The sequence below is a fragment of the Reyranella soli genome, assembly GCF_007992495.1.
GTDB classification, from domain to species: domain Bacteria; phylum Pseudomonadota; class Alphaproteobacteria; order Reyranellales; family Reyranellaceae; genus Reyranella; species Reyranella soli.
On sequence record NZ_BKAJ01000030.1, the window covers coordinates 71,431 to 96,644 of the forward strand.

Consider the following 25,214-nt stretch of genomic DNA (forward strand, 5'->3'; position numbering starts at 1 on the left):
GACGCCCCGGGACCGCGAGGTCCCGGGGCGCCGACGACGATCGATTCGTATGGTGCTAGCGGATGACGGTCGCCTTGATCGCCGTCTGCTGGCTCCACACGGTGATGACCTGGTCGCCGACCTTGACCGACTTCGCGGCAGCCTGGCCATTCGCGGTCTGCGCCGTCGGCAGCTGGATGACCTCGCCGCTGTCCGGCGCCGGCTCGTCGGGCTTGCCGCCCGAAGCGTTGATCAGGAAGATCGTGGCGCCGTCGACCTTGGTGACCATGCCGTCCATGCGCCACAGCTTGATCGGCTCCTGCATGCCCGGGATGCCCTGCAGGCGCGCGCCCTTGGCCAGCATCGCCTTGGCCTGGGCGTCGTTCTGCGCCGTCTTCGGGGCGATCATGAAGTCCAGGTAGTCGTACCACTGGGTGTCGACGATGTTGCCGACCTTGAGCGACGGATAGTTGGTGACGAGGTCCGCAGCGCGCATCTTCACGCGGCCGAGGTCTTCCCACACGATATTGAAGATGCGGCGCTCCGGATGGAGGCTGTGGATCGTGCCGCGCTTGAAGTTCTGGTAGGTGTTCGGCACCACCAGATCTTCGCCCTGGGCTGCCACCGGCAGCGGCAGGGTCGTCGCCGCGAGGGCGGCGCCACCCAGGAACTTCAGTGTCGTACGGCGATTAGTGTTCAGCATGACTGCTTCCCCTTTCGGATCAAGCTTCGACGTCCATGGCGGACCAAGCCACGTCAGCGGCAGGCCGCGCCTGCTTGAAGTGACGGCCGTTGGTTTACCTCTCGGCCGTATCACCGCCATGTTGCGCTTTGGCGAAATTGTGTCGTCTGTGTCGCGGGTGGGCTGATCGTGGATTATCTCAAGGAACTGGCCAACCGGGCTGATTTCAGCGCCTGGCAGTCGTGGAGCATGCAGTACCGCGTGCTTGCCGTGGTCGTGGGCCTGCTGGTCGCCTGGCTGGCGCTGCGGTCGGTCCTGCCGGCGATGCTGCAGCTGCTGCGGCCCGCCCTTTTCATCGTCGTCGTCCTGATTGCCGTGTGGGCGCTCTTCCCGGCCGAGACCTGCTCGATCGAGATCCTGGCCCGGCTGCCGAAGCTCTGCGCCCGCTGAGGGGGGTCAGATGCTGAGGTCGAGCAGGTTGTAGTCCTTGATGTCGGCCCTGGCCGTGGCGTCCCACCGATAGGCGAGCCCTTCATCGGCGTGCGGCCGGTAGACGTAAGGCGTCTCGTCCGGGAAGCGCTGCCGCCGGGCATCGATGCCGTAGCCGATCAGCCGGGCCCGCTCGCGGATGCGGGCCGCGTCATAGACGGCTTCCTTGTTGTGCACGCCGCCGCCCTTCACCCCCAGCACCGACCGGCGCCGGTGGAAGCCCATGTTCACCGTGACGCGCCAGTCCTTGCTGGTGTTGGCGAAGGAGCCGTGCAGCGCCTGGCGGTTGGTGATGGCAACGTCGCCCGGCTGGGCAATGATGGGCACGGCGTCGGGCAGGCGTTCGCTGCCGGCCTCGGCCACCAGCTTCCTGATGTCGACCTTGCCCTGCTTGTGCGAGCCCGGCACGACCCACACGCCGTTGGCCGCGGTGCAGCCGTAGAGCTGGCCCATGAAGTTGAAGCCGTGGATGCCCTGGTCCCAGTCGGCGCTGTTCCAGTGCGTGACACCGTCCTGATGCCAGGCCACCGAGGCGCCGCGGCCCGGCTCCTTGATGAACAGCGCCTCGTTGAACGGCGTGAAGTCCGGCCCGTTGATCGCGGCGGCGACGGCGAGAAGGTCGGGATGACCGTAGATGCGCAGCGCCGCCTCGGAGAACTGCAGCGAGCCCAGGATGAGGTAGACGACTTCCTTGGGCGCGTCGGCGGCGGCCTGCGGCTCGTACATCTTCACCGGATGGCGGCCGTTGGCGAGTTCGGTGCCGCCGAACGGATCGCCGAGCGGCTTGGACCACAGCAGGTTCGGCCCCTTGCAGTCCGCCGCCAGCGCCGGCCGGCCCTTGGCGTCGACCGCCGCGCCGCGCTCGACCGGCAGGCGGTCGAGGATGTTGCGAAAATCGCCCTCGAGGTCGGCCAGTTCCTCGGGCCTGAGCACGCCTTCGAAGACGTAGAAGCCGCAGCGCCAATAGGCGTCGAGGATGTCGGGATGCAGCTCGCCCGAAGCGGTGAAGCGGATCGGCCCGCGATTGCCCAGCGTCGCCGCGCGGCGCTCGCCGTCGGCGAGATAGGCCTTCATCGCCGCTTCCTCGGAGCCGTAGTCGACGCGTGCCGTCGTCGAGCCGTCCATGAGCACATCCTCCAAATCTTGATCTTTGACCGGAGGATAGAGGCCTTCGCTGTCGCCTTAAAGGTCCCTCGGGCTTCGCCCTCGGGGTGACAGGGGTGCGCTGATCACACAGCACACTGTCATCCCGAGCGTAGCGCCTGCCCTGAGCGAAGCCGAAGGGAGGGACCTTTACTGCAGATCGACCAGCGTCAGATCGACGAACCACGATTGCGGTGAGACGAACCCTTTCACCTTCTTGCTGAAGGCGCGCGGGTTGAGGTCGTGGACGATGAAGAGCCAGGGCGGGTTGTCGACCAGCCGCTCGTGCGCCATCGCGAAGTACTTCTGGATGGTCGCCTCGTCGGTCGCTTCCGACAGGGTCTTCATCACGTCCTCGAACTTGTCGTCCTTCCACTGCTCCCAGTTCGAGCCCGTCGGCGAGGAGTTGGCGTAGGCGAAGTAGCGGAACATCATGCCGACATCGCTCGACGGCGAGCTGACATTGAGCGCCATGGCGCCCTTCAGCGACGGATCGTCGGGCACGGCGCGCGCGGCGTTCAACAGCACCTGCCATTCGACCGCCTCGACCTGCACGTCGACGCCGCAGGCCTGCTTCAGGTTCTCCTGCAGCGCCTCGTTCATCGGCAGCGGCAGCATCTGGCCTGAACCCGAGGTCGAGATCATGACCTTGAAGGACAACGGCTTCTTGTCAGTGAAGCCGGCCTCGGCCAGCAGCTTCTTGCCCTTGGCCGGATCGAACGTGTAGCGGTTCTCGGGCTTGCCGAAGGCCGGGTCGTTGGGCTTCAGCCAGCCGACCGACGGCTCGGCCGTGCCATTCAGCAAGGTGACGATGGCGCTGCGGTCGATGCAGTAGTTCAGCGCCTGGCGCACGCGCACGTCGGCCAGCGGGCTGTTCTTGGCCGCCATGTTGTAGAACCACGGCCAGACGTGCGGATACGAACCCGTCGAGATGACGAAGCCCGCCTGCTTCAGCGAGGGGATGCCGTCGGGCGGCGGCACCTCGATCCAGTCGACACGGCCCGAGCGCAGGGCGGCGAGCCGCGTGTTGGGCTCGGGGATGGGTAGCAGCACGATCTGGTCGACCTTGGCCTTCTTGGCCGGGTCCCAGTAGGCATCGTTGCGCGCCAGGGTCACCGACTGGCGCGGCACCACGCCGGTGATGCGGAACGGCCCGGTGCCGGCCGGCGGCAGCATCGCCACCTTGGCCCAGTCCTTCCCGCCTTTCTCCCATGACGCGGGCGAAGCATTTAGGATGTAAGGCACCATCCACGGGAAGTACGACGCCACGATCGATGTCGTCATCGACACGGTGGAATCGTCGATCTTCTTGTACGAGGCGAGGATCGGCACGCGCGAGCGCATGATGCCGACAGCGCCCGCCTCGAACTGTGCGCTGTCCTTGTTGAAGATGCGCTCGAGGTTCCAGATCACGGCGTCGGCGTTGAAGTCGGTGCCGTCGTGGAACTTCACGCCTTTGCGCAGATGGAAGATCCAGGTCTTCTTGTCGTCGGGCGCCTGCTCCCACTTCTCGGCCAGTCCCGGCCGCAGGGTCGCGAGCTGGTCGGTCTTGGTGAGATCGAACAGGATCAGGCCCTCGAAGATCGGGAAGCCCAGGAAGCGCATGCCCTCGAAGCCGTTGTTGGGCATGCCCGTGGTGGTCGGGATGTCCGACGCCGTCATGCCGATGCGCAGCACCTTCTCCTGCGCCGAGGCGGGAGCGAGCGACAGCGCCGAGACGACGGCCAATGCAGCAAGGGATAGACGTTTCTTCATGGCATGAGCTCCCTGATTGGTGGAGGTCATGCAAGGAGCGGGCCGCTGCTCAGGCAGGCATCAGTTTCTCGAACCGCGCGAGATAGTCCCCGGCGTGCGCCTTGTAGTCGACGCCCGGCGTCTTCAGATGGACGTCGGACACCATCGCCCACAGCGCCTCGCGCAGCGCGCTGGCTGCCTTCATGGCGGCAAACGAACGGCGCAAGGCGTCGTCGGCCTTGCCCGCAAAATAGGCAGTGAGCAACGCATCGTCGTCAGCCGGCTCGTACGAACCGTTCGCCGACAGGTTGGCGAGATCGAACATTGCCGTGCCAAAGGCGCCATATTCCCAATCGATCAACCAGAGGCGCTTGCCGTCGTCCATCAGGTTGCCCGGCAGGAGGTCGTGATGGCCGAACACGATCGGCAAGGGCACCTGCATCTGCTCGAGACGGTCGGCGACGGCAAGGTAGCGCTGGTCGGCATCGATCAAGCGGACATAGTCCCGAATGACGTGGAACACCCAGAAGATATTGGCCGGTCCGCGCACGTGGCGACCGACCTTGGTGTGGCAATCCTTCAGGAGCGCCGCCAGGCGGCCGACATTGGCACGCAGGTCGGCCTCGGCGAAGGTGCGACCATCGATGAAGCGCAAGACGGTAATCCCCGTCTCGGCATGGATGATCTCGGGCGACAGGCCCGCCTCGAAGGCCGCTATCGACGCCGCTCGCTCGCGGTCACGGAACACGTGATGGACCGGGATGTCCTCGCCGCAGCGCGCGACGAACTTCTCGCCGCGATGAGTGACGATGAACGAGATGTTGGTAAGCCCGCCCTTCAATGGCGCCAGCTCGACGGGTTCCGTCCAGCAGGCGAGCCGTGCGACTTTGTCTCGAAGAGTTTCTGTAGTGTCTTGTCCAGTCAAAGGAAATCCTGTCGTCCTGAGCGTAGCGAAGGACCTCATCGCCGCTTGCCAAGGGCATGAGATCCTTCGCTACGCTCAGGATGACAGAGAACACTGGCTTTCGCAGCGCGGCGCAGACTCATTTCATGCCGCGCCCGCCCGCGCTACCTTGGCGCCGCCCTGGGAGGAATCGATGCCTGACGCACGCGTATCCAACACCATCACCGGCCGCGACGCCTTTCTTCGCGTGCTGAGCGACGAAGGCGTCACCAAGATGTTCGGCAATCCCGGCACGACCGAGCTGCCGATCATGCATGCGCTCTCCTCGGCGCCCGAGATGGGCTATGTGCTGGGCCTCCAGGAAGCTGTCATCATCTGCATGGCCGACGGCTACGCCCGCGCCTCGGGCAAGCTGGTGTCGTGCAACGTCCATGTCGCGCCCGGCCTCGGCAACGCCATCGGCTCGATCTACACCTCGCTGATGTCGGGCACGCCGATGATCGTCACGGCCGGCCAGCAGGAGCAAGGCCACGGCCTCACCGAGCCGCTGCTCTATGCCCCGCTGGTGCCGATCGCCCAGCCGGTCGTCAAATGGGCGACCGAGGTCAGTCGCATCGAAGACCTGCCGCGCATCCTGCGCCGCGCCGCCAAGGTCGCGACCACCGCGCCGACCGGGCCGGTGTTCATCTCGCTCCCCGGCGACATTTTGAACAACGAAGCGGCCATCGACATGGCGTCGGCAACACGCGTCGACACCGCCGTGCGGCCAAGCGATGCCGCGCTCGAGCATCTGGCGAAGCGTCTGCTCAGCGCCAAGAAGCCGGTGATCCTGGCCGGCCACGAAATCGCAACGTCCGACGCCTTCGCTGAGGCGACAGCGCTCGCCGAAACGCTGGGGGCGCCGGTGCTGCAGCAGACCGTGGCGTGGGGCGCGCATTTCCCGTCGGAGCATGCGGCCTATCTCGGCGCGCTCAATCGCGACCAGAAGTACGTGCGCCGCGTCCTGAGCGACTACGACCTGATGTTCTGCGTCGGCGCCGATGTCCTGAAAATGTCGGTGTGGAGCGAGACCGAGCCGCTGCCCGAGACCACGGCGGTGGCGATGGTGGGCCTGCGCGACTGGGAGATGGGCAAGAACTTCCCAGCCGAGATCGCCTTGCGCGCCGATGTGAAGGAGACGCTGAAGGCGCTTGTGCCGCTCCTCAAGAAGCTCGGCGGTGCGGCCCTTGCCGACAAGGCCAAGGCGTCACTCGCCGAGATCGCGACCCGCAACTGGAGCGCCCAGCGCGCCGCGCGCAAGGCCAAGCTCACCCAGCCTGCCAGCGAGAAGCCGTTGCACGCCGAATGGGCGATGATGCGGCTCGTCGACAAGATGCCCAAGGACGCCATCCTGGTCGAAGAAGGGCTCACCAGCACGACGACGCTGTTCAACTATTTCCCCTTCCGCGATCGCAACAGCTACTTCGGCAATGTCAGCGGCGGCATCGGCTGGGGCATCGCCGCCGCGATCGGCGTGCAGATCGCCCATCCGGCGCGCCGCGTCGTGGCGGTGATCGGCGACGGCAGCGCCATGTACTCGATCACGGCGCTGTGGAGTGCCGCGAACCAGAAGCTGCCGGTGGTGTTCATCATCGCCAACAATGCCGGCTACCAGATCCTCAAGAACCGCCTAAAACTGTTCCACGGCAACGACACCCCGATCGGCATGGACTTCAACGACCCCCCGATGGACATCGCCGCCATCGCCCGCGGCTTCGGCGTCGCCGCCGAGCGCGTCGATACGGCGACAGGCTTCGACGATGCGCTCGACAAGGCGTTGGCCAAGACCGACGGCCCCAGCCTGATCGAGGTGATGATCAAGAGCTGAAGCGGCGAAACCGTTTCGCACACCGTGCGTTGTCTCCGTGCCGCACCGCCATGGAGGCAGCGATGACCGAATGCGAAAGCATGCTGAAGGAACTCGAAGAGAAGGCCACCAGGCTCGCAAGCGCGGCCAAGGCCGCCAAGGCACCGGGCGCCAGCGAGCGCGAGATTTCCGACTGCAAGATGATCGAGCAGGAGTACATGGGTCTGCACAAGCGCACCAAGGCCATGATCGACGAGCGCGGCTCGGACAACGACAAGAAGAAGCTCTCACGGCTTGAAGAGCCGACGGTGCATTGAGCATTCTTGCCGGACCGCGGGCCTCCAGGCCCGCTCATAATCTTCCGGACCGCGCGCATCCTGCGCGCACATGAGCCATGAGCGAGCCAGAGGCTCGCGGTCCGGCAAGACGCGCTAGCGAAACAACCTTCGGAAACCGCTAGGAGCCGTACAGGACGGGCCGCTAAGCTTGGCGGTCCAATGACCTCATCCCTTCCCTCCCTGGCCGCCCCATGGCGCATCGGCGTCGATGTTGGCGGCACCTTCACCGACATGGTGCTGCGCGATGCCACGGGCGCCGTGCGCATCTTCAAGTCGCCGTCCGTGCCGGCCGATCCCAGCGAAGGCGTCTTGGGCGTGCTGCGGCTCGCCGCCCAGCAGCTCGACCTGCCGCTTTCCGCCCTGCTGCGCGACTGCGCGCTGTTCGTGCACGGCTCGACCGTCGCTACCAACACCATTCTCGAGAAGAAGGGCGCAAAGGTCGGCCTGCTGACCAGCGCGGGCTTCCGCGATTCGCTCGAGATCCGCCGGGGCATCCGCGAGAACCAGTGGGACCACCGCGCGCCCTTCCCGCCCGTGCTGGCGCCGCGCTACCTGCGCCTGCCGGTGCGCGGGCGCATCGGCGCCGACGGCCATGAACTCGCGCCACTCGTCTCGGAAGACGTCGACGCGGCGGCCAAGATGTTCACCGACGAAGGCGTCGAATCGGTCGCCGTCTGCCTGTTCAACTCGTTCCTCGACGGCGGGCACGAACGCGCGGCCGGCGCGCGCCTATCCAAGAGCTGGGCTGGCCAATGGATCTCGCTGTCCAGCGAGGTCATGCCGACCATGGGCGAGTACGAGCGCAGCTCGACCGCCGTGGTCAACGCCTACATTGCCCCCAAGGTCACGAGCTACCTCAAGGCGCTCGACCAGCAACTGCGCCAGCTCGGCCTGCCGCGCTCGCTGCTGCTGCTGCAGAGCAACGGCGGCGCGGTGTCGGTCGACCAGGTCGCGAGCCGGCCCGTCATGCTGGTGCTGTCCGGCCCCGCTGCCGGCGTCGGCGCGCTAAAGGGCTGCGCCGCACCGGGCGAAGCGGCCAACCTGATCTCGATGGAGATCGGCGGCACCAGTTGCGACGTCATGGTGATGGCCAAGGGCGAGGTGCCGGTGGCCGACGAGCTGGTGATCGACGGCTACCACCTGACCACGCCTTCGGTGGAGATCCACACCGTCGGCGCGGGCGGCGGCGCCATCGCCTGGGTCGACGACGCGGGACTGCTGCATGTCGGCCCGCAGGGCGCCGGGGCACGGCCCGGTCCTGCCGCCTACGGATTGGGCGGCGAGAACCCGACCGTCACCGATGCCCAGCTCGTGCTGGGCCGACTGCGTCCCGGCCCCTTGGCCGGCGGCGTCACGCTCGACGGCAGGCTGGCGCGCCAGGCAGTCGAGACCAAGCTCGCCAAGCCGCTCGGGCTTTCGGTCGAGGATGCCGCGTCCGGCGTGATCCGGCTGCTGGAGCAGAACCTGCTGCACGCGGTCGAGCGGCTCAGCATCGAGCGCGGCCACGATCCCGCGACCTTCACGCTGGTAGCGGCGGGCGGCGCGGGACCGATGCACGGCGCTGCCGTCGCCCGCGCCCTCGGTGCCAAGCGCGCATTGCTGCCGCGCGCGGCGGGCGCGTTCTGCGCCATGGGCATGCTGCAATCGGACGTGCGCCAGGATTACATGCACGTCTTCCTGGCCGATCTCGACACGGTCGACCAGGCCGAGCTCGAAGCGGGATTTTCCGAACTCGAGACGCGCGCCCGCGAGGCGCTTGGCCGCGAAGGCTTCGCCAACGGCACGGCCGTGCTCTCGCGCGAAGTCGACCTGCGCTACGACGGCCAGCAATGGCCAGTGCGCGTCGCCTTGGGCGCCACCTTCGACGCGGCCGCTTCGCGCCGCACCTTCGAGGCGGAGCATCAGCGCCTGTTCGGGCACATCCAGCCTGGTGGGCGGCTCTCGATCACCGCGCTGCGCGTCATCGCCCGCGGCGTTTTGGACTGGACGCCGCCGATCGCCCGCTCGCCGCAGGCCGCCGCGCCCAAGCCGCGCGAACAGCGCAAGGTCTGGATCGACCCGGCGCACGGCTGGCACGACGTACCGATCTACGACGGTGCTGAACTGCGGCCGGGCTGCACGCTCGACGGCCCGTTGCTGATCGAGGAGCGCACCACTACCGCCTTCGTCGGGCCGCGTGATCGACTGGAAGTCGACCAGCGCGACGACTTCCTGGTCCATGTCGGAGCCATCGCATGACCGAACTCGATCCCGTCACCTTGGCGCTGGTGCAGAACCGGCTGGACCACATCTCGCACCAGATGGGCTGGGTGATGACGCGCACGGCGCGCTCGCCGATCTTCAGCCAGAGCCACGACTTCTCCTGCTTCCTGGCCGATTCGCGCGGCACCCTGATCAGCCAGGCCGACGGCATCCCGATCCATACCGGCGGCGGCGGCTTCGCCGTCCGCGCCATCCTGCGCGACTTCAAGGATGCGATCGAACCCGAGGACGTCTTCCTGCTGAACGACCCCTACACCGCCGGCGGCAACCATCTGCCGGACTGGGTGATCGCGCGGCCGGTGTTCGTCGCGGGCAAGCTGATCGCCTTCGCCTGCAACCGCGCCCACCAGGCCGACATCGGCGGCGGTGCTGCCGGCACCTACAACTCGGCCGCCACCGAGATCTTCCACGAGGGCATTCGGCTGCCCGTGCTGAAGCTGATCGAGCGCGGCCGCATGCGCGACGACCTGTGGCGGCTCCTGATGCTCAACACGCGGCTGCCCGAGGCGCAGGACGGCGACCTGCGCGCCATGATCGGCTCGACGCGCATCGGCGCCGAACGGCTGGCTGCTCTGGTCGAGGAGTTGGGCGTCGAGCGCGCGCCCGACTTCTTCGAAGGCGTATTGGCCCATGCCGACCGCCGCTTCCGCGGCTGCATCGCCCGGTTGGCCAAGGGTGTATGGCGCGCTGAGGAGGCGGTCGACAACGACTGCTTCGAACCGATCGACGGCAAGGTCGCCGTGACGCTGACGGTGAAGGACGACGGCCTGATCGTCGACTTCGCCGGCACCTCGCCGCAGCTCAAGGGCTTCAAGAACAGCTCCATCGCCAACTCGACGTCGGCGGTGTTCATGGCGCTGTCGTCGTTCTTCGAGCCCGACCTGCCCAAGAACGAAGGCGCCTTCCGTGGCGTAGAAATCCGCCTGCCCGAAGGCACCATGGTCAATGCGCGGCCGCCAGCGCCGATGACCATGAACACGGTGTTCATCGCCCACGAGATCATCCATGCGCTGTGGAAGGCCCTCGACCAGGCGCTGCCCGAACGGGCCTCGGCCGGCTGGTCGAAGGCGGTCCATGCCGTCACCGCCGGCGTCAAGGACGACGGCAGCCGTTACGTCATGTACCAGTGGGCCGGCGCGCCGGCCGGTGGCGGCGTCGAGGGCCGCGACGGCTTCCACCTGATCGGCCATCTCATCACCCTGGGCGGCCTCACCCTGCCCAACCTTGAAACCTACGAGCAGCTCTATCCGGTGCGTTTCCATCGCCAGGAGTTGCGCTGCGACAGCGCCGGCCCCGGCCGCTTCCGCGGCGGCGCCGGCTGCGACTACGAGGTCGAGATCTTCACCCCGGCCGACTACGCCTTCCGCGGCGAAGGCGTCGGCGCTCCCTCGAGCTTCGGCGCGGCGGGCGGTCGCGCCGGCGTGGGCGGCGAGGTCACCCTCACCCTGGCCGACGGCGGCAAGGTCAACGCGCCCAAGTACGGCGTGCAGCGCCACGGCCCCGGCACCTATCGCGCGCTGTCGCCGGGCGGCGGCGGCTTCGGCGACCCGCGGACCCGCGATCCGGCCCGCGTGCTGCGCGACGTACGCGACGGCGTGGTGAGCGCGGCCGCTGCCGAGCGCGACTATGCGGTGGCGATCAGCCAGGACGGACGCAGCATCGACGAAGCGCACACGGCATCGCTCAGGGCGGCGGCCGAGTAGCCGTCAGGCCGCTAGTGGGGGTCCTGCTGTGCAGCGACAGCCAGTCGCCATCGAATTGGACCTTGAGCCGGCATGTGCCTTGGGTGTTTGTCCAACGGAAGTGGTTTTGAGGCGTCGGCTACTGCTTCACATCCGCACCCGCGGCATCGATAGATGCCAGATCGGACGGGCGTTTCTCCGGCATCATACTCCTTGTCGAACTCCGGACTGATGCTGACTTCTATGTCGTTGCTACGCTTGAAGAGTGTCATGGATCACCCTCGTTCGTAGTCGAGCTCAAGGCTCGTACGAAATCTCAACGCAGGTGATAGCGCCGCCTCCTGCCGACATCGGTGGGATTCCGCACAGACGATCTGCATACCATCTGCGCATTAGAGAGCCTAGCGCATCAGTGGAAAGCGACCATGAATTGGGATGCAGTCCAGAACGACGCCAAGGCGAAAGGTCACCTCGTCTTCGCAATCGACCAAGCCCAGACCGCGGTGTTGACACAGCCAGGCCCGTGGGGCTCGGCCTTCGACGGTTACTGCATCGGTCTCTGCGCGCAGTGGACGGCAATGCAATACCAGGGAACCCACTTTCCGGTTGCCGCCGACAAGACCTGCGATAACCCGCCGTGGCAGTCGACGCAGGCGCAGAACCTGTCCGACGCGAGCAAGAGCGCCGACTGGACGGGTTGGTGGAAGGTGGCGATGGCGCCCTTCAACTGCACTCTTTCGGACGGGCTGCGTGCGTCGCGCGCGACCAAGCCCACCGCCGATTTCCTCTGGTCCATCATGGCGCAGGCATATGGGTGCTACGGCGTGTACCTGAGCGGTCCCGGCGGGGCGCACGCCATCGCGCTTCGGCACGGCAGGGACAACCGCTACCACCTGTTCGATCCGAACTACTTCCACATCGTGCTCAAGGACAAGGCCACCTTCAAGACCTACGTCGCCTGGTACCTGTCGCAGTCCAACTATGACACCCAGTACACGAATAAGACCGGCGTCGTCGGCATCAGGCCGCCCATGTAACCGTCACCGCGCGAGCAATCGGCGGATGTGTCTTTCCAGAGTCCGATGATCGTACGGCTTGCGCCGCGTCGGTCCGTGCTCGCAGAGATCGCCGGCTTCGGCCGCCGCGCGCGGCACGCCGGCGGCCAGCACGACCCGCACCTCGGGGCGGTGCTTGCGTATGGTCTGGGCCAACTGGAAGCCCGCGCCGTCGTCTCCCTCGACATCGAGGAAGGCGAGGTCGAACTTCATGTCCAGGCGAAGCGCCTGCGTAGCCTCCTCGGTCGTGCCAGCTTCGACGACGTCGTAGCCGCACTCGCGCAGATAGGCGGCGAGCGCGCTGCGCACGAGGATATCCCCGTGAACGAGCAACAAAGTGGGAGGTTCCGGCGTTCGTAGTCTCGTGGCCCGTGTCATGGCCCGGCTAACGGCTCGGCCGGGTGCTTTGTTCCATCCCCTCCGATGGGGAGAATCAGTAGGCGTAGTGATGTCGCATGGCAGAAAATCAACGGCGTGGCGCTCCAACGCCTTCGATGGAGCGCGGATGACCGCGGCCAACGACTCGACCACACCAAGCCGCATCATGATCGTGCAGGACGACTTCCTGCTGCGCATGGAGACATCAGCCGACCTGCGCGGCTGGGTTACGATGTCGTCGAGGCGTTCAACGAAGCCGAAGCCCGCCGGGCCCTGCAGGCCGATCGGCGGATTGCGCTGGTCCTGCTCGACGTGAACGTCGGCGGCGCCAAGCGCGGCCTCGAGCTGGCGCACTGGATCACGGCGCATCATCCGGAAACGAAGGTGTTGCTCGCGGCGGCCGTCGCGCCGGAGGCCGACGGCATCCTTGTGCTCGACAAACCTTATCGGCCGCTCAACCTTCTCCAGCACATCGACGCGCTGTTGAAGGCGTAGGACTTCAGTCCGCGCCTTCGTCGCGGCGGGTGCGCTCGAGGCGCTCATGGCGCTCCTGCGCCTCGACCGACAGGGTGGCGATCGGACGGGCTTCCAGGCGCTTCAGCGAGATCGGCTCGCCGGTCTCCTCGCAATAGCCGTAGGTGCCTTCGTCGATCGACTTCATCGCGCTGTCGATCTTGGAGATCAGCTTGCGGAAGCGGTCGCGGGTGCGCAGCTCGAGGGAGCGGTCGGTCTCGGCGGTGGCGCGATCGGCAAGATCGGGCTGCGCCAGGCTCTCCTCCTGCATGTTCTGCAATGTCTGGTTGGATTCCTCGATGAGCTCGTTCTTCCACTTCAGCAGCTTCTGACGGAAGTATTCCTGCTGCATCGGGTTCATGAAGCTTTCGCGTTCAGTCGGTCGATAATTCTGCGGCAACGTGATCGACATCGTCGGCAACTCCACTCGCAGCGACTACAACGTCCGCCTCGGGGGGAAGGCGGCTCTTGAGGCGCGCGGAGTATAGGGATGGTCGATGACACCGCAACATGGTTCGCTGTTGCTAACCACGACTTGTCGTGCAGTGCAGCAAAACCCCACGCGGCAAATCCTCACGAACCGCGCGCAATTATGGTGCCAAAATGGCAATCCTATTGCACTGCAGCAAGAACGCCCAAACCCAGCAGCCGGGCGAAGGCGGCGCTGAGGTCAAAGCCGGAAGCGCCCCGTCCCGCCGCATCTTCCAGAGACAAGCCCTCGGCGATACCGCGGGCGAAGGCAGCCTCCCCGGCCGACAGGGCCACGAACACGGCATCGTCCGGCCGGCGCAGCACCAGCAGGTGGACGCCACCGCTTGCCAGATCGACCGGGTCGGCCGGCGCGCCCGGTTGTGAAGCCCTCCAAATGCGGTCCAGGGGATAGGGCGAGCCGACCAGGGCCGTGCCCGGCGCCAGCGCCAGCCGCAACGCCGGCAGCCGATCGGCCGGAACGGTGGCCAGGTCCGCCGCCACCAACCGGTCACCGGCGGGGGCGTGGAAGGCGAGGTTCAACGCCCAATCGAGGCGAGCGACATCGGCCAGGTACGGCAGACCGCGGCTGACGTCGTGACCGGCGACGAAGGCCGGGAAGTCCGCGCCGTACTCGGCGAGCACCGGCTGCACAGGCAATGAGCCGCCGATGAAGGCGCGCGCCAGGCCACGGAAATAGTCGGCGCCGACCACCGCCTGCACCGTGGGAAAGGTCGCCGCCAGGGCCGAGGCAAGGCTGTCGAGGACATGGTGGCGATGAATACCTAGCCGTGCGGCGCCGGGACGAACCTCCGCGGCCAAGGCGGGCTGGTCGTCGCCGGCGAGATGGGCGGCGAAGGCCCTCTGAAGATCACGCAGCGCGAGCGGCACCGCGGCCTCCGACCGATGCGGCGCGCGCCGCCTCCTCCAGCAACACCGGCAAGGCCGGCAAGTCGGTGTCCCATTCGACCAGCGTCGGCCGCCGACCGAAGCGCTCGACGACCTCGGCGAACAGCGACCACACGCCGTCGCTGACGCGGCTGCCGTGATCGTCGATCAGGATCCGCTCGCCGTCGGCGTCGTTCGCGGCATGGCCGGCCAGGTGATACTGGGTGATCGCCTCACCGGGCAGATCGAGCCAGTCGTTCGCGACCAGGCCGAGATTGTGCGCCGTCACGGCGATGTTGTTGACGTCGAGCAACAGCCCGCAGCCGCTGCGCCGCGACAGCTCGGCCAGAAATTCCGGTTCGCTGATCGTCGACTGCGCGAAGGCGAGATAGCAGGAGGGATTCTCGACCGAGATCGTACGGCCGAGCGCTTCCTGCACGTGCTGCACGTTGCGCACGACCACGGCCAGCGACTCTTCAGTGTAGGGCAGCGGCAACAGGTCGTTGAAGTAGCGGCCGTCGACGCTGCTCCACGAAAGATGATCCGACACCAGCGCCGGCTCGACGCGCTTCACCAGGGCGGCGACGCGCGCCAGATGCGCCTCGTCGAGGCCCTCGACCGATCCCAGCGACAGGCCGACGGCATGGATGGAAAGCGCGTAGTCGGAACGCAGGCTTTCCAAGGCCTGCAGCGCCGGCGATCCGGCGAGATAATTCTCGGCGTGGATTTCAAGGAAGCCGGTCGCCGGCCGTTCGCGCACGATCTCCGCAAGATGCGGCGCGCGCAATCCGATGCCCGCGACCGGCTGCCCCACGATCAGCTGCCCCGCCACCGGCTGCACGGCAATCAGCCGGCGGTCGTCTTGCCGCCGACCAGCTTGTCGCACACGCCCTTCGGCACCGAGATCCAGGCATCGGTCTGGGAATCCGTCTTCGAGGTGCCGGCGCAGGACGACTTCGCGGTCTGGCAGTCGTTCTTGCCGGCCTTGGCGACGCCGTAGCACTTCTCCATGTTGCCCTGCGCCTGCGTGGCGGCCGGCAGCACCAGGGCGGCAGCCAGGGCCGAGGCAATGGCGAAGCGGGTGGTGGTCATCGGTATCCTCCTTGGGTGAAGATGGGGGTCATATACCTCACGAGGGAGTCACTAAAGCTTGTTCGACAAGCCTGGCAATGCGCTGCTCTCGCCCGGCGACTTCGTGCGTCACCCGGGGCGGCCCGACTGGGGCCTGGGGCAGGTCCAGTCGATGATCGGCCATCGCATCACCGTCAATTTCGAGAATGCAGGCAAGCTCGTCATCGACGGGAACGTGGTCGAGCTGGAGCCCGCCCCCTCTTCCTCAGCTGATCGGCTGCGACGCTAAGGTCCGCCGGTGTGTTGACGTTGAGGAACGGCGCACTGCCGCCCGGCCAGACGAGTTCCTCCAGCACGTAACGCTCGGCGAAGGCATCGACGCGCCGCAGTCCCTCCTCCAGCAGCGCCCGCCTGAGATCGCCGGCGAGCTTCACCGACCACACAGCCAGTGCATGCTCACGACGCCTGCCGTGGCGCACCATCAGCACGTCGGGCTCGGGCACATGCATGAGGCCGCACAGGCGCACCGTGAGATCGAGCGGCAGGAACGGCGTGTCGGCCGGCGCGGTCAGGATCCAGCCGGCATGCGGATGATGCTTCAGCGCCCATTCCATGCCGGCCAGCACGCCGGCGAGCGGGCCGAGCCGCCGACCCTCGCGCGCCGCGGCACGCCGCACGTCGGGCGGATCGGGGATCACCGGCACCTTGAGCGAGCGCACACCGGGAAGCGGATCGTTGGCGACGACGACGAGGTCCATGACCTGCGGCCGCAATCGCTCCACGACATGCGCCACCATGGGCCGGCCGCCCAGTGGTCTGAGCGGCTTCAGCACGCCCGGCCCCATGCGCCGGCCCTCGCCGCCCGCCAGCACGACGCCGACCAATGCGCCGGCCCGCACGGGTCCGAGGCTTGGCCCGAAATGTTGCACCGATTTCCCCGCCATGATGGCACTATGCGAACCACAGGATCACACGCAAGGGGAGGAAATCATGGCGTTCAGCATCGCCAAGGCCGCGAACTGGCTGCATCAGGTCCATCGGTCGCGCGCCGTCGTCGGCTGGTGGCCCGAGCAGTTCGCGATCGAGGACGAGCGCACCGCCTACAAGGTGCAGGATGCGCTCCTGAAGAAGCTGGTGCCCAAGCAGGGACCGCTGGTCGGCTACAAGATCGCGCTGACCTCGCCGCAGATCTGGGAGCAGACCGGCATACGCGGCCCCGCCTACGGGCCGATCCGCAGGAAGCGCGTGTTCGAGCACAAGGCCTCGGTGCGCGCCGACCAGTGGGCAAGGCTTGGAGTCGAGCTCGAGGTCATCCTCACCGTCAACGCCGACGTGCCGCGGCCCAAGGACAAGCCGTACGACAAGGAGTCGATCGAACCCTATATCGGCGAGGCGCGTGCCGGCTTCGAATTGATCGAGGATCGCGGCGCCGACTACAGCCGCCTCAGCCTGACCTGGCTGGTGATGGATGTCGGCTGGAACGGCGGCTCGCTGCTCGCCAAGCCCAACAAGAACTGGAAGAACCTCGACATCGGCAACCTGAACGGCTCGATCGCCTTCGACGGCAAGGTCGTGCGCACCGGCAACTCGGGCGACGTGCTGGGCCATTGCTACAATGCGCTGGCCTGGCTCGCCAACAAGCTCGGCGAGCACGGCAAGACCTTGAAGAAGGGCATGATCGTCTCGACCGGCAGCATGGTCGCCTGCCAGTTCGTGCCGCCGGGCAGCACCGCTGTCGGCAAGATCGAGGGCCTGGGCGAGGTGACACTGAAGTACGAACTGCCGCGCTAGTGGCGGGAATCGGCCGCCTCCTCGATGATGGCCTGGCGGCTCGAGCAACGCGGCGGGCGCGACAGCCTCGACGTTCTGTTCGACGGCCGCGCGCTGCTCGACGCCATCGAGAGCAGCCTCGCCGTGCTGGTCGTCTTCGCCGTGACGGTCGCTGTCCTGTCGTGCCTGCGCCCGTCGACTCGCCCAGGTCAGTAGAACGACAGCGGATAGAAGACGCCACCCGCGTTCCACAGTGCATTGACGCCGCGCGAGAACTTGAGCGGCGACTGGCTGCCGATGTTGCGGTCGTAGATCTCGCCATAGTTGCCGACGGCACGGATGGCGTCGAACGCCCAGCGTTCTTCCAGCCCCAGCTTCTTGCCGAAACCCGGAATCCCCCCGAGCAGCCGCCGTTCGACAGGCGCGCCGTTGTCGCGAAGGTTGGCCACGTTGGCCTGCGTGATGCCCTGCTCCTCCGCTTCGAGCAACGCATTGTGCGTCCAGCGCACGATGTCCAGCCATTGATCGTCGCCGGCCCGGACATGCAGCCCGAGCGGATCCTTGGCAACGATGTCGGGCAGCACGGCGTACTCGGCGGCGCGGCCGCTGGCGAGGATGGTCGGCGAAAGAGCAGACACGTCCTGTGTCACGGCCGGGCATTGCCCGTCGAACAGCGCGCGGTAGAGGGCGTCCTGAGTGTCGAACAGCCGCGCCGTCACCGTGAGCTTCCGGTCGCTCATCCACTCCTGCAGGCGCGCTTCGTAGGGCGTGTCGCGCAGCGTGCAAACCGTCTGCTTGTCGAGGTTGGAGACCGACGCAACATTCGTCGACTTGGGGACAACGACGCGCTGGGCGTCGATGAAGATCACCGCCGCCGGGCGCACGCCCGTGCCCACCGTTCGATCGAGGCTGATCGTCGTGTTACGCACCAGCACGTCGATGTGGCCGTTGCGCAGGGCGTCGAAGCGGTTGGACGTGGTCAGGGGCACGAACTCGACTTTCGTGGCGTCACCCAGGCTGGCGGCGGCGATGGCACGACAGTAGTCGACCTCGAAGCCGGTCCACGCCTTCTGGGCGTTTTGCGCCGAGAAGCCCGGGAGCTGGCCATTGACGCCGCACAGAAGCTTGCCCCGCTTCTTGATGACCGACAGGGTCGGGTCGACCGCTGACGCAGGCGTCGCCAGCGGCAGCATGCCGAACGTCAACAGGGTGCAAATGACCAAGCGCATCACGTACACGACAGTCTCCCCTTCGCTTTTCTACATTGTCGTCGACGATGCCATCATTCGAGGGGTCAGCGCGAGTCTGCGTCGCGCTCCCAGGCCAGCGACCAATCCGGCCTGAGCTGTCGCCACGACAGGCGCCGCACCGCATCGCGGCCGACCACCAGCGCGTCGTAATCGTCAGGGAAGAGCTGGGCGATCGCCGGATCGAGGGCGTTCAGTCCGCCTGCATAGGTGCCGAAGGCCGGCAGGATCAGACGATCGCCGTCGGTCAGGAAGCAGCGCCGCCGCATGCCGCGGCCGCGCACGGTGAGCGCCGCCACGGGATGGAAATGACCCGAGACCTCGCCGCGCGCCGGGCCAAAGCGAGCCTCGTGACGAAAAATCAGCGGCCCGTCGTCGATCTCCTCGGCGACCTCGCCCCAACCGGCGGGCGGCGGCGCCGGATCGTGGTTGCCGGCAATCCAGACGAACCGCGCGCGGCGCGCCAGCCCCTCGATCATGCGGCGGTCGACCTCGGTTAGCCGCTCGCTTGCCGTGCGGTCGTGGAAGGAATCGCCCAGGCAGACGACGGTCTCCGGCTGCAGCACGTCGATCAGGGCGGTCAGCATCGCCAGCGTCTGGCGCGTGTCGTGGCGCGGCAGGAGCTTGCGCGCATTGACGGCGTAGGACGAGCCCTTCTCCAGATGCAGGTCGGCCACCGCCAGCAGCCGCCGCGCCGGCCAGTGCAGGGCGCCTGCCGGCAATGCCTGCAGTTTCTCCCCGGCGCAGTCGAACTCGAAAGGCATCATGGATGAGGTGACCGCCGGAATACCGCCACGATGTCGCGCAAACTCATGGCGCGCACGATTGACCCGATGGCGGGCGATGCGCAAGGTGGTGCGATGCGTCGTCTGGTGGGTTTCGTTCTTGCAGGGGCCGTGCTCGCGCCTGGCCTCGCTTTGGCGCAGGTCCAGCCGCACCGCGCCGAGTATGCGTTGCGCCTCGGCATGACGCCCAACGCGCCGCGCATCGGCACGGCCATCCACGATCTTTCGCTGGATTGCACCGGCTGGCATCTCAAACGCGACATCAAGACCGAGATCGCCCTCACGGCCTCGTGGAAGATGAGTCTCGCCTCCAAGCTCGACCGCCAGGAGCCCAAGGGCGGCAACGCCTTCCGCTTCAGCACCATCCAGGTCCAGAACGGCAGCGAGCGCGAGTTCAAGGGCCGGGTGCAGCGCCAGGGCGGCGAGCTCAAGGCCGAGGTCATCCAGCCCGGCGCTCCGCCCAACCAGTTCGTGCTGCCGCCGCCCACCCTGATGCCGGTTGCCGCCATCGATCACATGATCGAGAGATTGCAGGCCAATGCCGCCAACTTCCCCGCGCTGATGTTCGACGCCGAGGTGATGGGCGATGCCTTCCTGATCGAGGTCACCGAGCAGCCGCGCGACCAGCTGCGCGCCGGCCGGTCGGTCGACAAGCCAGCGACGGCGCCAACCGGTAGGTCCTGGCCGGTCTTCATGACTTTCACCCGCGGTCGCCAGCAGGATACGCGGCCCTTGTTCAGCGTCGGCGCCCTGGTGTTCGACAACGGCGTGCTCGACCGGCTGACCATCGAGACCGGCCTGGTCACGGTGACCGCCGACCTGCAGAGCCTGGAGATGCGCCCCGTCCCCAACTGCCCGAGGTCTTAACGGGAGCGCGGGCCTCCGGCCCGCTCATGATCATGATGCGGACCTGGAGGTCCGCGCTCCGCTAAGAGTGGGCCAGAGGCCCGCGCTCCCATGATCCGATCTGGCCTCACCGGCGTACCTAGGCGGTATCCGGTAGCGGGGTCAGAGGATGAAAGTTGCCGTCATCGGCGCCGGCGTTGCAGGTCTCGGCGCGGCGTGGCTGTTGAGCCGCCAGCACGATGTCGTGATCTACGAGCGCGAGAGCCGGTTCGGCGGCCATGCCTGCACGGTCGACGCGCCGGGGGCGGGCCGCAGCCAGCCGGTCGATGTCGGCTTCATCGTCTTCAACGAGCGCAACTATCCCAACCTCGTCGCCCTGTTCGACCATCTCGGCGTGCCGACCAAGCCGTCGGACATGTCGTTCGCGGTCAGCCTCGACGGCGGGCGCTTCGAGTACGGCAGCACCTTCGCCGGCTTCCTGGCGCAGCGGCGCAACATGGTGCGACCCTCCTTCCTGCGCATGACGCACGACATCCTGCGCTTCAATCGCCTGGCGCCGCGCCTGCTCGACAAGTGCGAGGACCTCGACTTCACGATCGGCGACTTCGTCGACGATGCCGGGCTCGGCGCCGCCTTCCGCGACCGCTACCTGGTGCCGATGGCGGCCTGCATCTGGTCGACGCCGCTCGGCCGCATGCTCGACTATCCGGCACAGACCTTCGTGCGCTTCTTCAACAATCACGGCCTGCTCACCGTCGGCCCGCAGCTCGCCTGGCGCACGGTGCAGGGTGGCAGCCGCTCCTACGTCGAGCGCATCGTGGCGCCGCTGCGCCAGCGCGCGCGGCTCGCCACGCCGGCCGGCGCAATCCGCCGCGGCCACGACGGGGTGCATGTCCGCGACGCCGCCGGCCACTGGGACCGCTTCGACAAGGCGATCCTCGCCTGCCATGCCGACCAGGCGCTGGCCCTGCTGACCGACGCCGACGCGCGCGAGCGCGACCTGCTCGGCCGCTTCGCCTATTCCTCGAACGAGGTCTGGCTGCATGCCGACGCAACATTGATGCCGCGCCGCCGTTCGACATGGTCGAGCTGGAACTACGTGGCCGACAGCGAGGATCGCGACAGCCCGGTGAGCGTGACCTACTGGATGAACCGCCTGCAGGCCCTCCCCGACAGCACACCGCTGTTCGTGTCGGTCAATCCCGGCCGCACGCCGGCAGGCGCGCTGCAGCGCTTCACCTTCGAGCATCCGATGTACGACGCCGCCGCGATCCGCGCCCAGCGTACCCTGCATGCCATCCAGGGCATGCGCGACACCTTCTTCTGCGGCAGCTACTGCGGCTACGGCTTCCACGAGGACGCGCTGTCGGCCGGCCTCGACGTCGCCGAGCAGCTGGGCGTGCGCCGACCCTGGCGCAGGCCCGACGAGCATCGCCGCATCGGCGATCCGCCGCGTGTGGTGGCCGATGCGCCGCCGATCGGTCCCTTCCCCGTGCCGGTCGTGCCGTGAGCGGCCCCTCCCCCACACCCGTCCATACCATCGTCGACGCCACCGTGGTGCATCGCCGGCTGCGGCCGCGCGACAATGCCTTCCGCTACCGCGTCGCCTATCTCTGCCTCGGCCTCGGTGCCCTTGAGAGCGCGGCCGGACGGTGGCTACGGCTCGACCGGCGCGGCCTGGTGTCGTTCCGCCGCGCCGACCATGGCGCGCGCGACGATTCGGACCTCGGGGCTTGGCTCAGGCGCATCCTGGCCGGACACGGCCTGGACGGGATCTGCGACGGCGAGGTCGTGCTGATGACCCTGCCGCGCATGCTGGGCTACGTCTTCAATCCGGTGAGCTTCTGGTTCTGCCGCGACCGCTCGGGGTCGCTGCGCGCCGTGCTGTGCGAGGTCAACAACACCTTCGGCGAGAGCCACTGCTACTTGGTCCATCATGACGACCAGCGCCCGATCGAGCCCGACGCCTGGCTGGAGGGTCGTAAAGCCTTCCACGTCTCGCCCTTCCTGCCGGTCGAGGGCGGCTACCGCTTCCGTTTCCGGCTGGACGACGGGCGGGCCCATGTCGACGTGAATTACCACGACGCCCAGGGCCTGATGCTGGCGACCTCCGTGGGGGGCCGGCGGGAGGCCCTGACCGACGCCAGCGTGTTGCGGCGCTTCCTCGGCAATCCGACCATGACCCTGGCGGTCATCGTCCGAATCCACTGGCAGGCCTTGCATCTGATCTGCAAGCGGGCGAGATTTCACCGCAAGCCCGCTCCACCAGCGGAGCTGGTGACGCGCTGAGACTGCATGACGATCGCCTCCCGATTTGTTCTGAAAGCCCTCGAACGCCTCTCGGTCGGGCGGCTCACCCTCCATCTCCCAGATGGCACGACGCACCGCTTCGGCAGCGAAGGCGCCACGCCCCACGCCGAATTGCACGTCAGGGATTGGCTGTTCTTCCGCCGCGTCGTGCTCGACGGCGATATCGGCTTCGCCGAGGCCTACATGGAAGGCTTCTGCGATTCGCCCGATCTGCCCGGCCTGATCGCGCTCCTGGCGGAGAACGAGAAGTCGCTGGGCCGTATGGCCCATACAAATGTCCTGCACGACCTGGCGCTCAAGTTCCTCCACTGGCAGCGCCGCAACTCGCGCAAGGGCTCGCGCAAGAACATCCACGCCCACTACGACCTCGGCAACGACTTCTATCGGCTGTGGCTCGACCCCACGATGACCTACTCGTCCGCCCTGTACGAAGGCACGAACGGCCAGCCGCTCGAGGCTGCACAGACCGCCAAGTACGAGCGCATCCTCGAGCAGATCGGCGCCAAGCAGGGCGACAGCATCCTGGAGATCGGCTGCGGCTGGGGCGGCTTCGCCGAGACGGCCGCGCGCCGCGGCATGCGCGTCACCGGCGTGACGATCTCCCAGCAGCAGCTCGACTATGCCCGCGAGCGGCTGGAGCGCGCCGGCCTCAGCGACCGGGTCGACCTGCGCTTCTGCGACTATCGCGACATGGAAGGCAGCTACGACCACATCGTGTCGATCGAGATGATCGAGGCGGTGGGCGAGCGCTACTGGCCCGACTACTTTGCCGCCCTCAAGCGCCATGTCGTGCCGGGCGGGTCGATCCTGGTGCAGGCGATCGTCATCGCCGACGACTTCTTCGACAGCTACCGCCGCCATCCGGATTTCATACAGACCTACGTCTTCCCGGGCGGCATGCTGCTATCGCCCACCAGCCTGCGCGAGCAGTGTCGCCAGGCCGGCCTGAAGGTCGCCGAACTCTACAGTTTCGGCCGGGACTATGCGCGTACCCTGGAGACCTGGTTGGGCCGCTTCGACCGGGTCGCCGACCAGGTGGCGAAAATGGGCTTCGATGACCGGTTTCGCCGCATGTGGCGGTACTATCTCGCCTATTGCGCGGCCGGCTTCTCGACCGGGCGCACGGACGTATTGCAGGCCCACTTCCGACATATATAACTGTCATCAAGCAAGGCGCTGAAAGCGGCGCGAACCAGGAAGGCTATATTCGCGTGCATGCGCCTATGACCAGGACCGGATCGGCCGCCGCGTCCGTTCGGCTGACATTCGGGCGTCTGATCGCCTACTCCACCAACCAGCTGCCGCTGAACATGGCGGCCCTGCCGGTGGTGCTGAATGTCAGCCACTTCTACGGCGAGGTCCTCAAGGTGCCGCTCGGCATCATGGGCCTGATCTTCATCGCCGCGCGCGTCATCGACGCCATCCAGGATCCCGTCATCGGCCTGATCAGCGACAAGTTCACCCACAGGGGCCCGCGCGGCCGGCTCACCTTCGTGGCGCTGATGCTGCCGCTGATGATCGGCGGCTTCTACATGCTGTTCCACCCGCCGGAGCCACTGTTCGTGCAGCCGACGCTGCTCGCGCTCTGGCTGTTCGTGGCGCTGTTCATCGTCCATCTCGGCTACGCCGGCGTGTCGATCAGCTATCACGCGCACGGTGCGGAGCTCAGCGACGACTACAACGAGCGCACCCGCATCACGGTCGGCCGCGAGGTCTTCGGCCTGATGGGCATGACGCTGGCCGTCGTGCTGCCCACCATCTTCACGGCCAAGTTCGGCGACCATGCCGGCTACGTCTACATGGGCCTGATCTTCATTCCGGTGGCGCTGGCCTTCGCCCTGCCGACTCTGCTCTGGTCGCCGGCCTCGGTGCATCCGCCGGTCGTGCGCGAGCATCCGGAGATCCACGTCCGCTATTTCCGCGACTGGCTGGTGAGCCTGGCGCCCTCGCTGGCGCGGCCGACGCGCAACATGGAGCACAGCACCTCGCTCAAGACGCTGGTGCCGTTCTTCGCGCCGATGAAGAACCGGCTGTTCCGGCGCCTGCTGCTGGTCTTCATCATCAACGGCTCGGCGCTGGGCGTCGCCGTGTCGGTGATGCTGTTCTATGTCGAGCACGTGCTCAAAGGGAACAAGACGCAGGCCGGCATCATCCTGCTGGTCTACTTTGGCGCTGCCGCCTTGAGCGTGCCGATGTGGCTGCTGCTGTCGCGCCGCTACACCAAGACCGTGGCCTGGTTCTTTGCCATGGTGATGACCGTGATCGCCATGTCGCTCGCGGTCTTCCTGGGCGCCGGCGATTTTGCGTGGTTCCTGCCCATCGCCGTCATCACCGGGCTCGGCATCGGCGCCGACTACGGCCTGCCGCCGTCGGTGCTGGCCGACATCATCAACTCGCCGGAGGGCAAGGACACGCAGGGCGACACGGGCGCCTACTTCGGCCTGTGGGCGCTCTCGACCAAGCTCGCCACCGCGATTGGCGCGGCGGGCTCGCTGCCTGTGGCGGCGCTTCTCGGCTTCAATCCAAGCCGCGGCCAGTACGGCAGCACGGCGCTGGTCTTCGTCTATATCGCCCTTCCGGTGGCCATCAAGATCGCGGCAGCGCTCCTGATCTGGTCCATCCGCATCGAAGCCGAACGCGGCTCAGTGCGCGACGAGCTGATGGGGCGGGCTTAGCTCGCGCCATCGCGGCAACCGATGGAAGCAAGCGACGTCGCATCAGGACAATGTGACGTTCGCCACAGACCACGTTTTATCTACCGATTATGCATGAGTTGATTGCTCGCATCGGTAGATTTGCGGCGGGTCCGCCTGCACATGCGGAT

The 25,214-nt window shown here is 67.0% G+C and carries 27 protein-coding genes; 15 read left to right on the forward strand and 12 right to left on the reverse strand.

The features are described 5' to 3' along the window. Positions 1–55: 55 nt before the first annotated feature. Positions 56–682, reverse strand: coding sequence for a hypothetical protein (locus RSO01_RS07655; protein WP_147147823.1), 627 nt, complete (start codon positions 680–682; stop codon positions 56–58). Positions 683–850: 168 nt separating this feature from the next. Between RSO01_RS07655 and RSO01_RS07660 the strand changes: the two genes are divergently transcribed. Further along, the gene (locus RSO01_RS07660; RefSeq protein ID WP_147147825.1) at positions 851–1,111 is read left to right on the forward strand and encodes a hypothetical protein; all 261 of its coding nucleotides are present in this window, start codon (positions 851–853) and stop codon (positions 1,109–1,111) included. Positions 1,112–1,117: 6 nt separating this feature from the next. Here RSO01_RS07660 and RSO01_RS07665 read toward each other — a convergent pair whose 3' ends face one another. From RSO01_RS07665 to RSO01_RS07675, 3 genes are all read right to left on the reverse strand, one after another. Further along, a complete protein-coding gene (locus RSO01_RS07665) occupies positions 1,118–2,275 on the reverse strand; it encodes a phytanoyl-CoA dioxygenase family protein (protein WP_147147826.1) in 1,158 nt (385 codons plus the stop codon). 168 nt (positions 2,276–2,443) lie between these two features. Beyond that, positions 2,444–4,048 carry an ABC transporter substrate-binding protein gene (locus tag RSO01_RS07670; protein WP_246158175.1) on the reverse strand — a complete coding sequence of 535 codons (1,605 nt, stop codon included), beginning with the start codon at positions 4,046–4,048 and terminating at the stop codon, positions 2,444–2,446. A 49-nt stretch (positions 4,049–4,097) separates the two neighbouring features. After that, positions 4,098–4,868, reverse strand: a complete 771-nt coding sequence (locus tag RSO01_RS07675) for a choline kinase family protein (protein WP_246158178.1) — start codon at positions 4,866–4,868, stop codon at positions 4,098–4,100. A gap of 256 nt (positions 4,869–5,124) precedes the next feature. Between RSO01_RS07675 and RSO01_RS07680 the strand changes: the two genes are divergently transcribed. The 5 genes from RSO01_RS07680 to RSO01_RS07700 all read left to right on the forward strand — a co-directional run bounded on the left by RSO01_RS07680 (position 5,125) and on the right by RSO01_RS07700 (position 12,096). Next, positions 5,125–6,798 (forward strand): thiamine pyrophosphate-binding protein, encoded by a 1,674-nt coding sequence (locus tag RSO01_RS07680; protein ID WP_147147832.1) that lies wholly within the window; start codon positions 5,125–5,127, stop codon positions 6,796–6,798. A 62-nt stretch (positions 6,799–6,860) separates the two neighbouring features. Then, the gene (locus RSO01_RS07685) at positions 6,861–7,094 is read left to right on the forward strand and encodes a hypothetical protein (RefSeq protein WP_147147834.1); all 234 of its coding nucleotides are present in this window, start codon (positions 6,861–6,863) and stop codon (positions 7,092–7,094) included. A 180-nt stretch (positions 7,095–7,274) separates the two neighbouring features. Further along, positions 7,275–9,353 (forward strand): hydantoinase/oxoprolinase family protein, encoded by a 2,079-nt coding sequence (locus RSO01_RS07690; RefSeq protein WP_147147836.1) that lies wholly within the window; start codon positions 7,275–7,277, stop codon positions 9,351–9,353. After that, positions 9,350–11,080, forward strand: coding sequence for a hydantoinase B/oxoprolinase family protein (locus RSO01_RS07695; RefSeq protein ID WP_147147838.1), 1,731 nt, complete (start codon positions 9,350–9,352; stop codon positions 11,078–11,080). The genes RSO01_RS07690 and RSO01_RS07695 overlap by 4 nt, the downstream gene beginning before the upstream one ends. 404 nt (positions 11,081–11,484) lie before the next feature. Further along, the gene (locus RSO01_RS07700) at positions 11,485–12,096 is read left to right on the forward strand and encodes a YopT-type cysteine protease domain-containing protein (RefSeq protein WP_147147840.1); all 612 of its coding nucleotides are present in this window, start codon (positions 11,485–11,487) and stop codon (positions 12,094–12,096) included. A 3-nt stretch (positions 12,097–12,099) separates the two neighbouring features. On the opposite strand, the gene RSO01_RS47135 is transcribed toward RSO01_RS07700, so the two are convergent. After that, the gene (locus RSO01_RS47135; RefSeq protein WP_308933085.1) at positions 12,100–12,657 is read right to left on the reverse strand and encodes a response regulator; all 558 of its coding nucleotides are present in this window, start codon (positions 12,655–12,657) and stop codon (positions 12,100–12,102) included. On the opposite strand from RSO01_RS47135, the gene RSO01_RS07710 reads away from it, so the two are divergent. Then, positions 12,538–12,987, forward strand: a complete 450-nt coding sequence (locus RSO01_RS07710; RefSeq protein WP_147147843.1) for a response regulator transcription factor — start codon at positions 12,538–12,540, stop codon at positions 12,985–12,987. The genes RSO01_RS47135 and RSO01_RS07710 overlap by 120 nt on opposite strands. Positions 12,988–12,991: 4 nt before the next feature. Here RSO01_RS07710 and dksA read toward each other — a convergent pair whose 3' ends face one another. The 4 genes from dksA to RSO01_RS07730 form a co-directional block, all read right to left on the reverse strand. Beyond that, positions 12,992–13,417, reverse strand: coding sequence for an RNA polymerase-binding protein DksA (gene dksA, locus RSO01_RS07715; RefSeq protein ID WP_092831161.1), 426 nt, complete (start codon positions 13,415–13,417; stop codon positions 12,992–12,994). 200 nt (positions 13,418–13,617) lie between these two features. Further along, on the reverse strand, positions 13,618–14,364 hold the full coding sequence (locus tag RSO01_RS07720; RefSeq protein WP_147147845.1) for an HvfC/BufC N-terminal domain-containing protein: 747 nt from the start codon (positions 14,362–14,364) through the stop codon (positions 13,618–13,620). Next, positions 14,345–15,193 (reverse strand): MNIO family bufferin maturase, encoded by an 849-nt coding sequence (gene bufB / locus RSO01_RS07725; RefSeq protein WP_218037274.1) that lies wholly within the window; start codon positions 15,191–15,193, stop codon positions 14,345–14,347. Before bufB ends, RSO01_RS07720 begins: the two co-directional genes overlap by 20 nt. Before the next feature lie 14 nt (positions 15,194–15,207). Beyond that, positions 15,208–15,453, reverse strand: coding sequence for a BufA1 family periplasmic bufferin-type metallophore (locus RSO01_RS07730; RefSeq protein WP_147147847.1), 246 nt, complete (start codon positions 15,451–15,453; stop codon positions 15,208–15,210). 103 nt (positions 15,454–15,556) lie between these two features. Here RSO01_RS07730 and RSO01_RS07735 point away from each other — a divergent pair, with 103 nt between their 5' ends. Next, positions 15,557–15,721 (forward strand): DUF3553 domain-containing protein, encoded by a 165-nt coding sequence (locus tag RSO01_RS07735; RefSeq protein ID WP_246158196.1) that lies wholly within the window; start codon positions 15,557–15,559, stop codon positions 15,719–15,721. Here RSO01_RS07735 and mobA read toward each other — a convergent pair. After that, on the reverse strand, positions 15,654–16,376 hold the full coding sequence (gene mobA, locus RSO01_RS07740; protein WP_147147849.1) for a molybdenum cofactor guanylyltransferase: 723 nt from the start codon (positions 16,374–16,376) through the stop codon (positions 15,654–15,656). The genes RSO01_RS07735 and mobA overlap by 68 nt on opposite strands. Before the next feature lie 46 nt (positions 16,377–16,422). On the opposite strand from mobA, the gene RSO01_RS07745 reads away from it, so the two are divergent. Together RSO01_RS07745 and RSO01_RS47140 are read left to right on the forward strand one after the other, a co-directional pair. Then, positions 16,423–17,223: a 2-keto-4-pentenoate hydratase gene (locus RSO01_RS07745; RefSeq protein ID WP_147147851.1), complete on the forward strand. Its 801-nt coding sequence runs from the start codon at positions 16,423–16,425 to the stop codon at positions 17,221–17,223. A 24-nt stretch (positions 17,224–17,247) separates the two neighbouring features. Then, positions 17,248–17,418: a hypothetical protein gene (locus RSO01_RS47140; protein WP_170302914.1), complete on the forward strand. Its 171-nt coding sequence runs from the start codon at positions 17,248–17,250 to the stop codon at positions 17,416–17,418. On the opposite strand, the gene RSO01_RS07750 is transcribed toward RSO01_RS47140, so the two are convergent. Both RSO01_RS07750 and pdeM read right to left on the reverse strand, forming a co-directional pair. Then, positions 17,412–18,431 carry an amino acid ABC transporter substrate-binding protein gene (locus RSO01_RS07750; protein ID WP_147147853.1) on the reverse strand — a complete coding sequence of 340 codons (1,020 nt, stop codon included), beginning with the start codon at positions 18,429–18,431 and terminating at the stop codon, positions 17,412–17,414. The two genes, RSO01_RS47140 and RSO01_RS07750, sit on opposite strands and share 7 nt — an antisense overlap. A 65-nt stretch (positions 18,432–18,496) precedes the next feature. Continuing rightward, positions 18,497–19,216, reverse strand: coding sequence for a ligase-associated DNA damage response endonuclease PdeM (pdeM, locus tag RSO01_RS07755; protein WP_147147855.1), 720 nt, complete (start codon positions 19,214–19,216; stop codon positions 18,497–18,499). A gap of 30 nt (positions 19,217–19,246) precedes the next feature. Here pdeM and RSO01_RS07760 point away from each other — a divergent pair, with 30 nt between their 5' ends. The 5 genes from RSO01_RS07760 (at position 19,247) to RSO01_RS07780 (ending at position 25,065) form a co-directional block, all read left to right on the forward strand. Then, on the forward strand, positions 19,247–20,101 hold the full coding sequence (locus RSO01_RS07760; RefSeq protein ID WP_147147857.1) for an EipB family protein: 855 nt from the start codon (positions 19,247–19,249) through the stop codon (positions 20,099–20,101). A gap of 148 nt (positions 20,102–20,249) precedes the next feature. Next, positions 20,250–21,590 (forward strand): NAD(P)/FAD-dependent oxidoreductase, encoded by a 1,341-nt coding sequence (locus RSO01_RS07765; RefSeq protein WP_147147858.1) that lies wholly within the window; start codon positions 20,250–20,252, stop codon positions 21,588–21,590. Next, the gene (locus tag RSO01_RS07770; RefSeq protein ID WP_147147860.1) at positions 21,587–22,369 is read left to right on the forward strand and encodes a DUF1365 domain-containing protein; all 783 of its coding nucleotides are present in this window, start codon (positions 21,587–21,589) and stop codon (positions 22,367–22,369) included. Before RSO01_RS07765 ends, RSO01_RS07770 begins: the two co-directional genes overlap by 4 nt. Positions 22,370–22,375: 6 nt before the next feature. Next, positions 22,376–23,548, forward strand: coding sequence for an SAM-dependent methyltransferase (locus RSO01_RS07775; RefSeq protein ID WP_147147862.1), 1,173 nt, complete (start codon positions 22,376–22,378; stop codon positions 23,546–23,548). Between the two features lie 65 nt (positions 23,549–23,613). Next, positions 23,614–25,065 carry an MFS transporter gene (locus RSO01_RS07780; RefSeq protein WP_147147864.1) on the forward strand — a complete coding sequence of 484 codons (1,452 nt, stop codon included), beginning with the start codon at positions 23,614–23,616 and terminating at the stop codon, positions 25,063–25,065. Positions 25,066–25,214 lie beyond the last annotated feature (149 nt).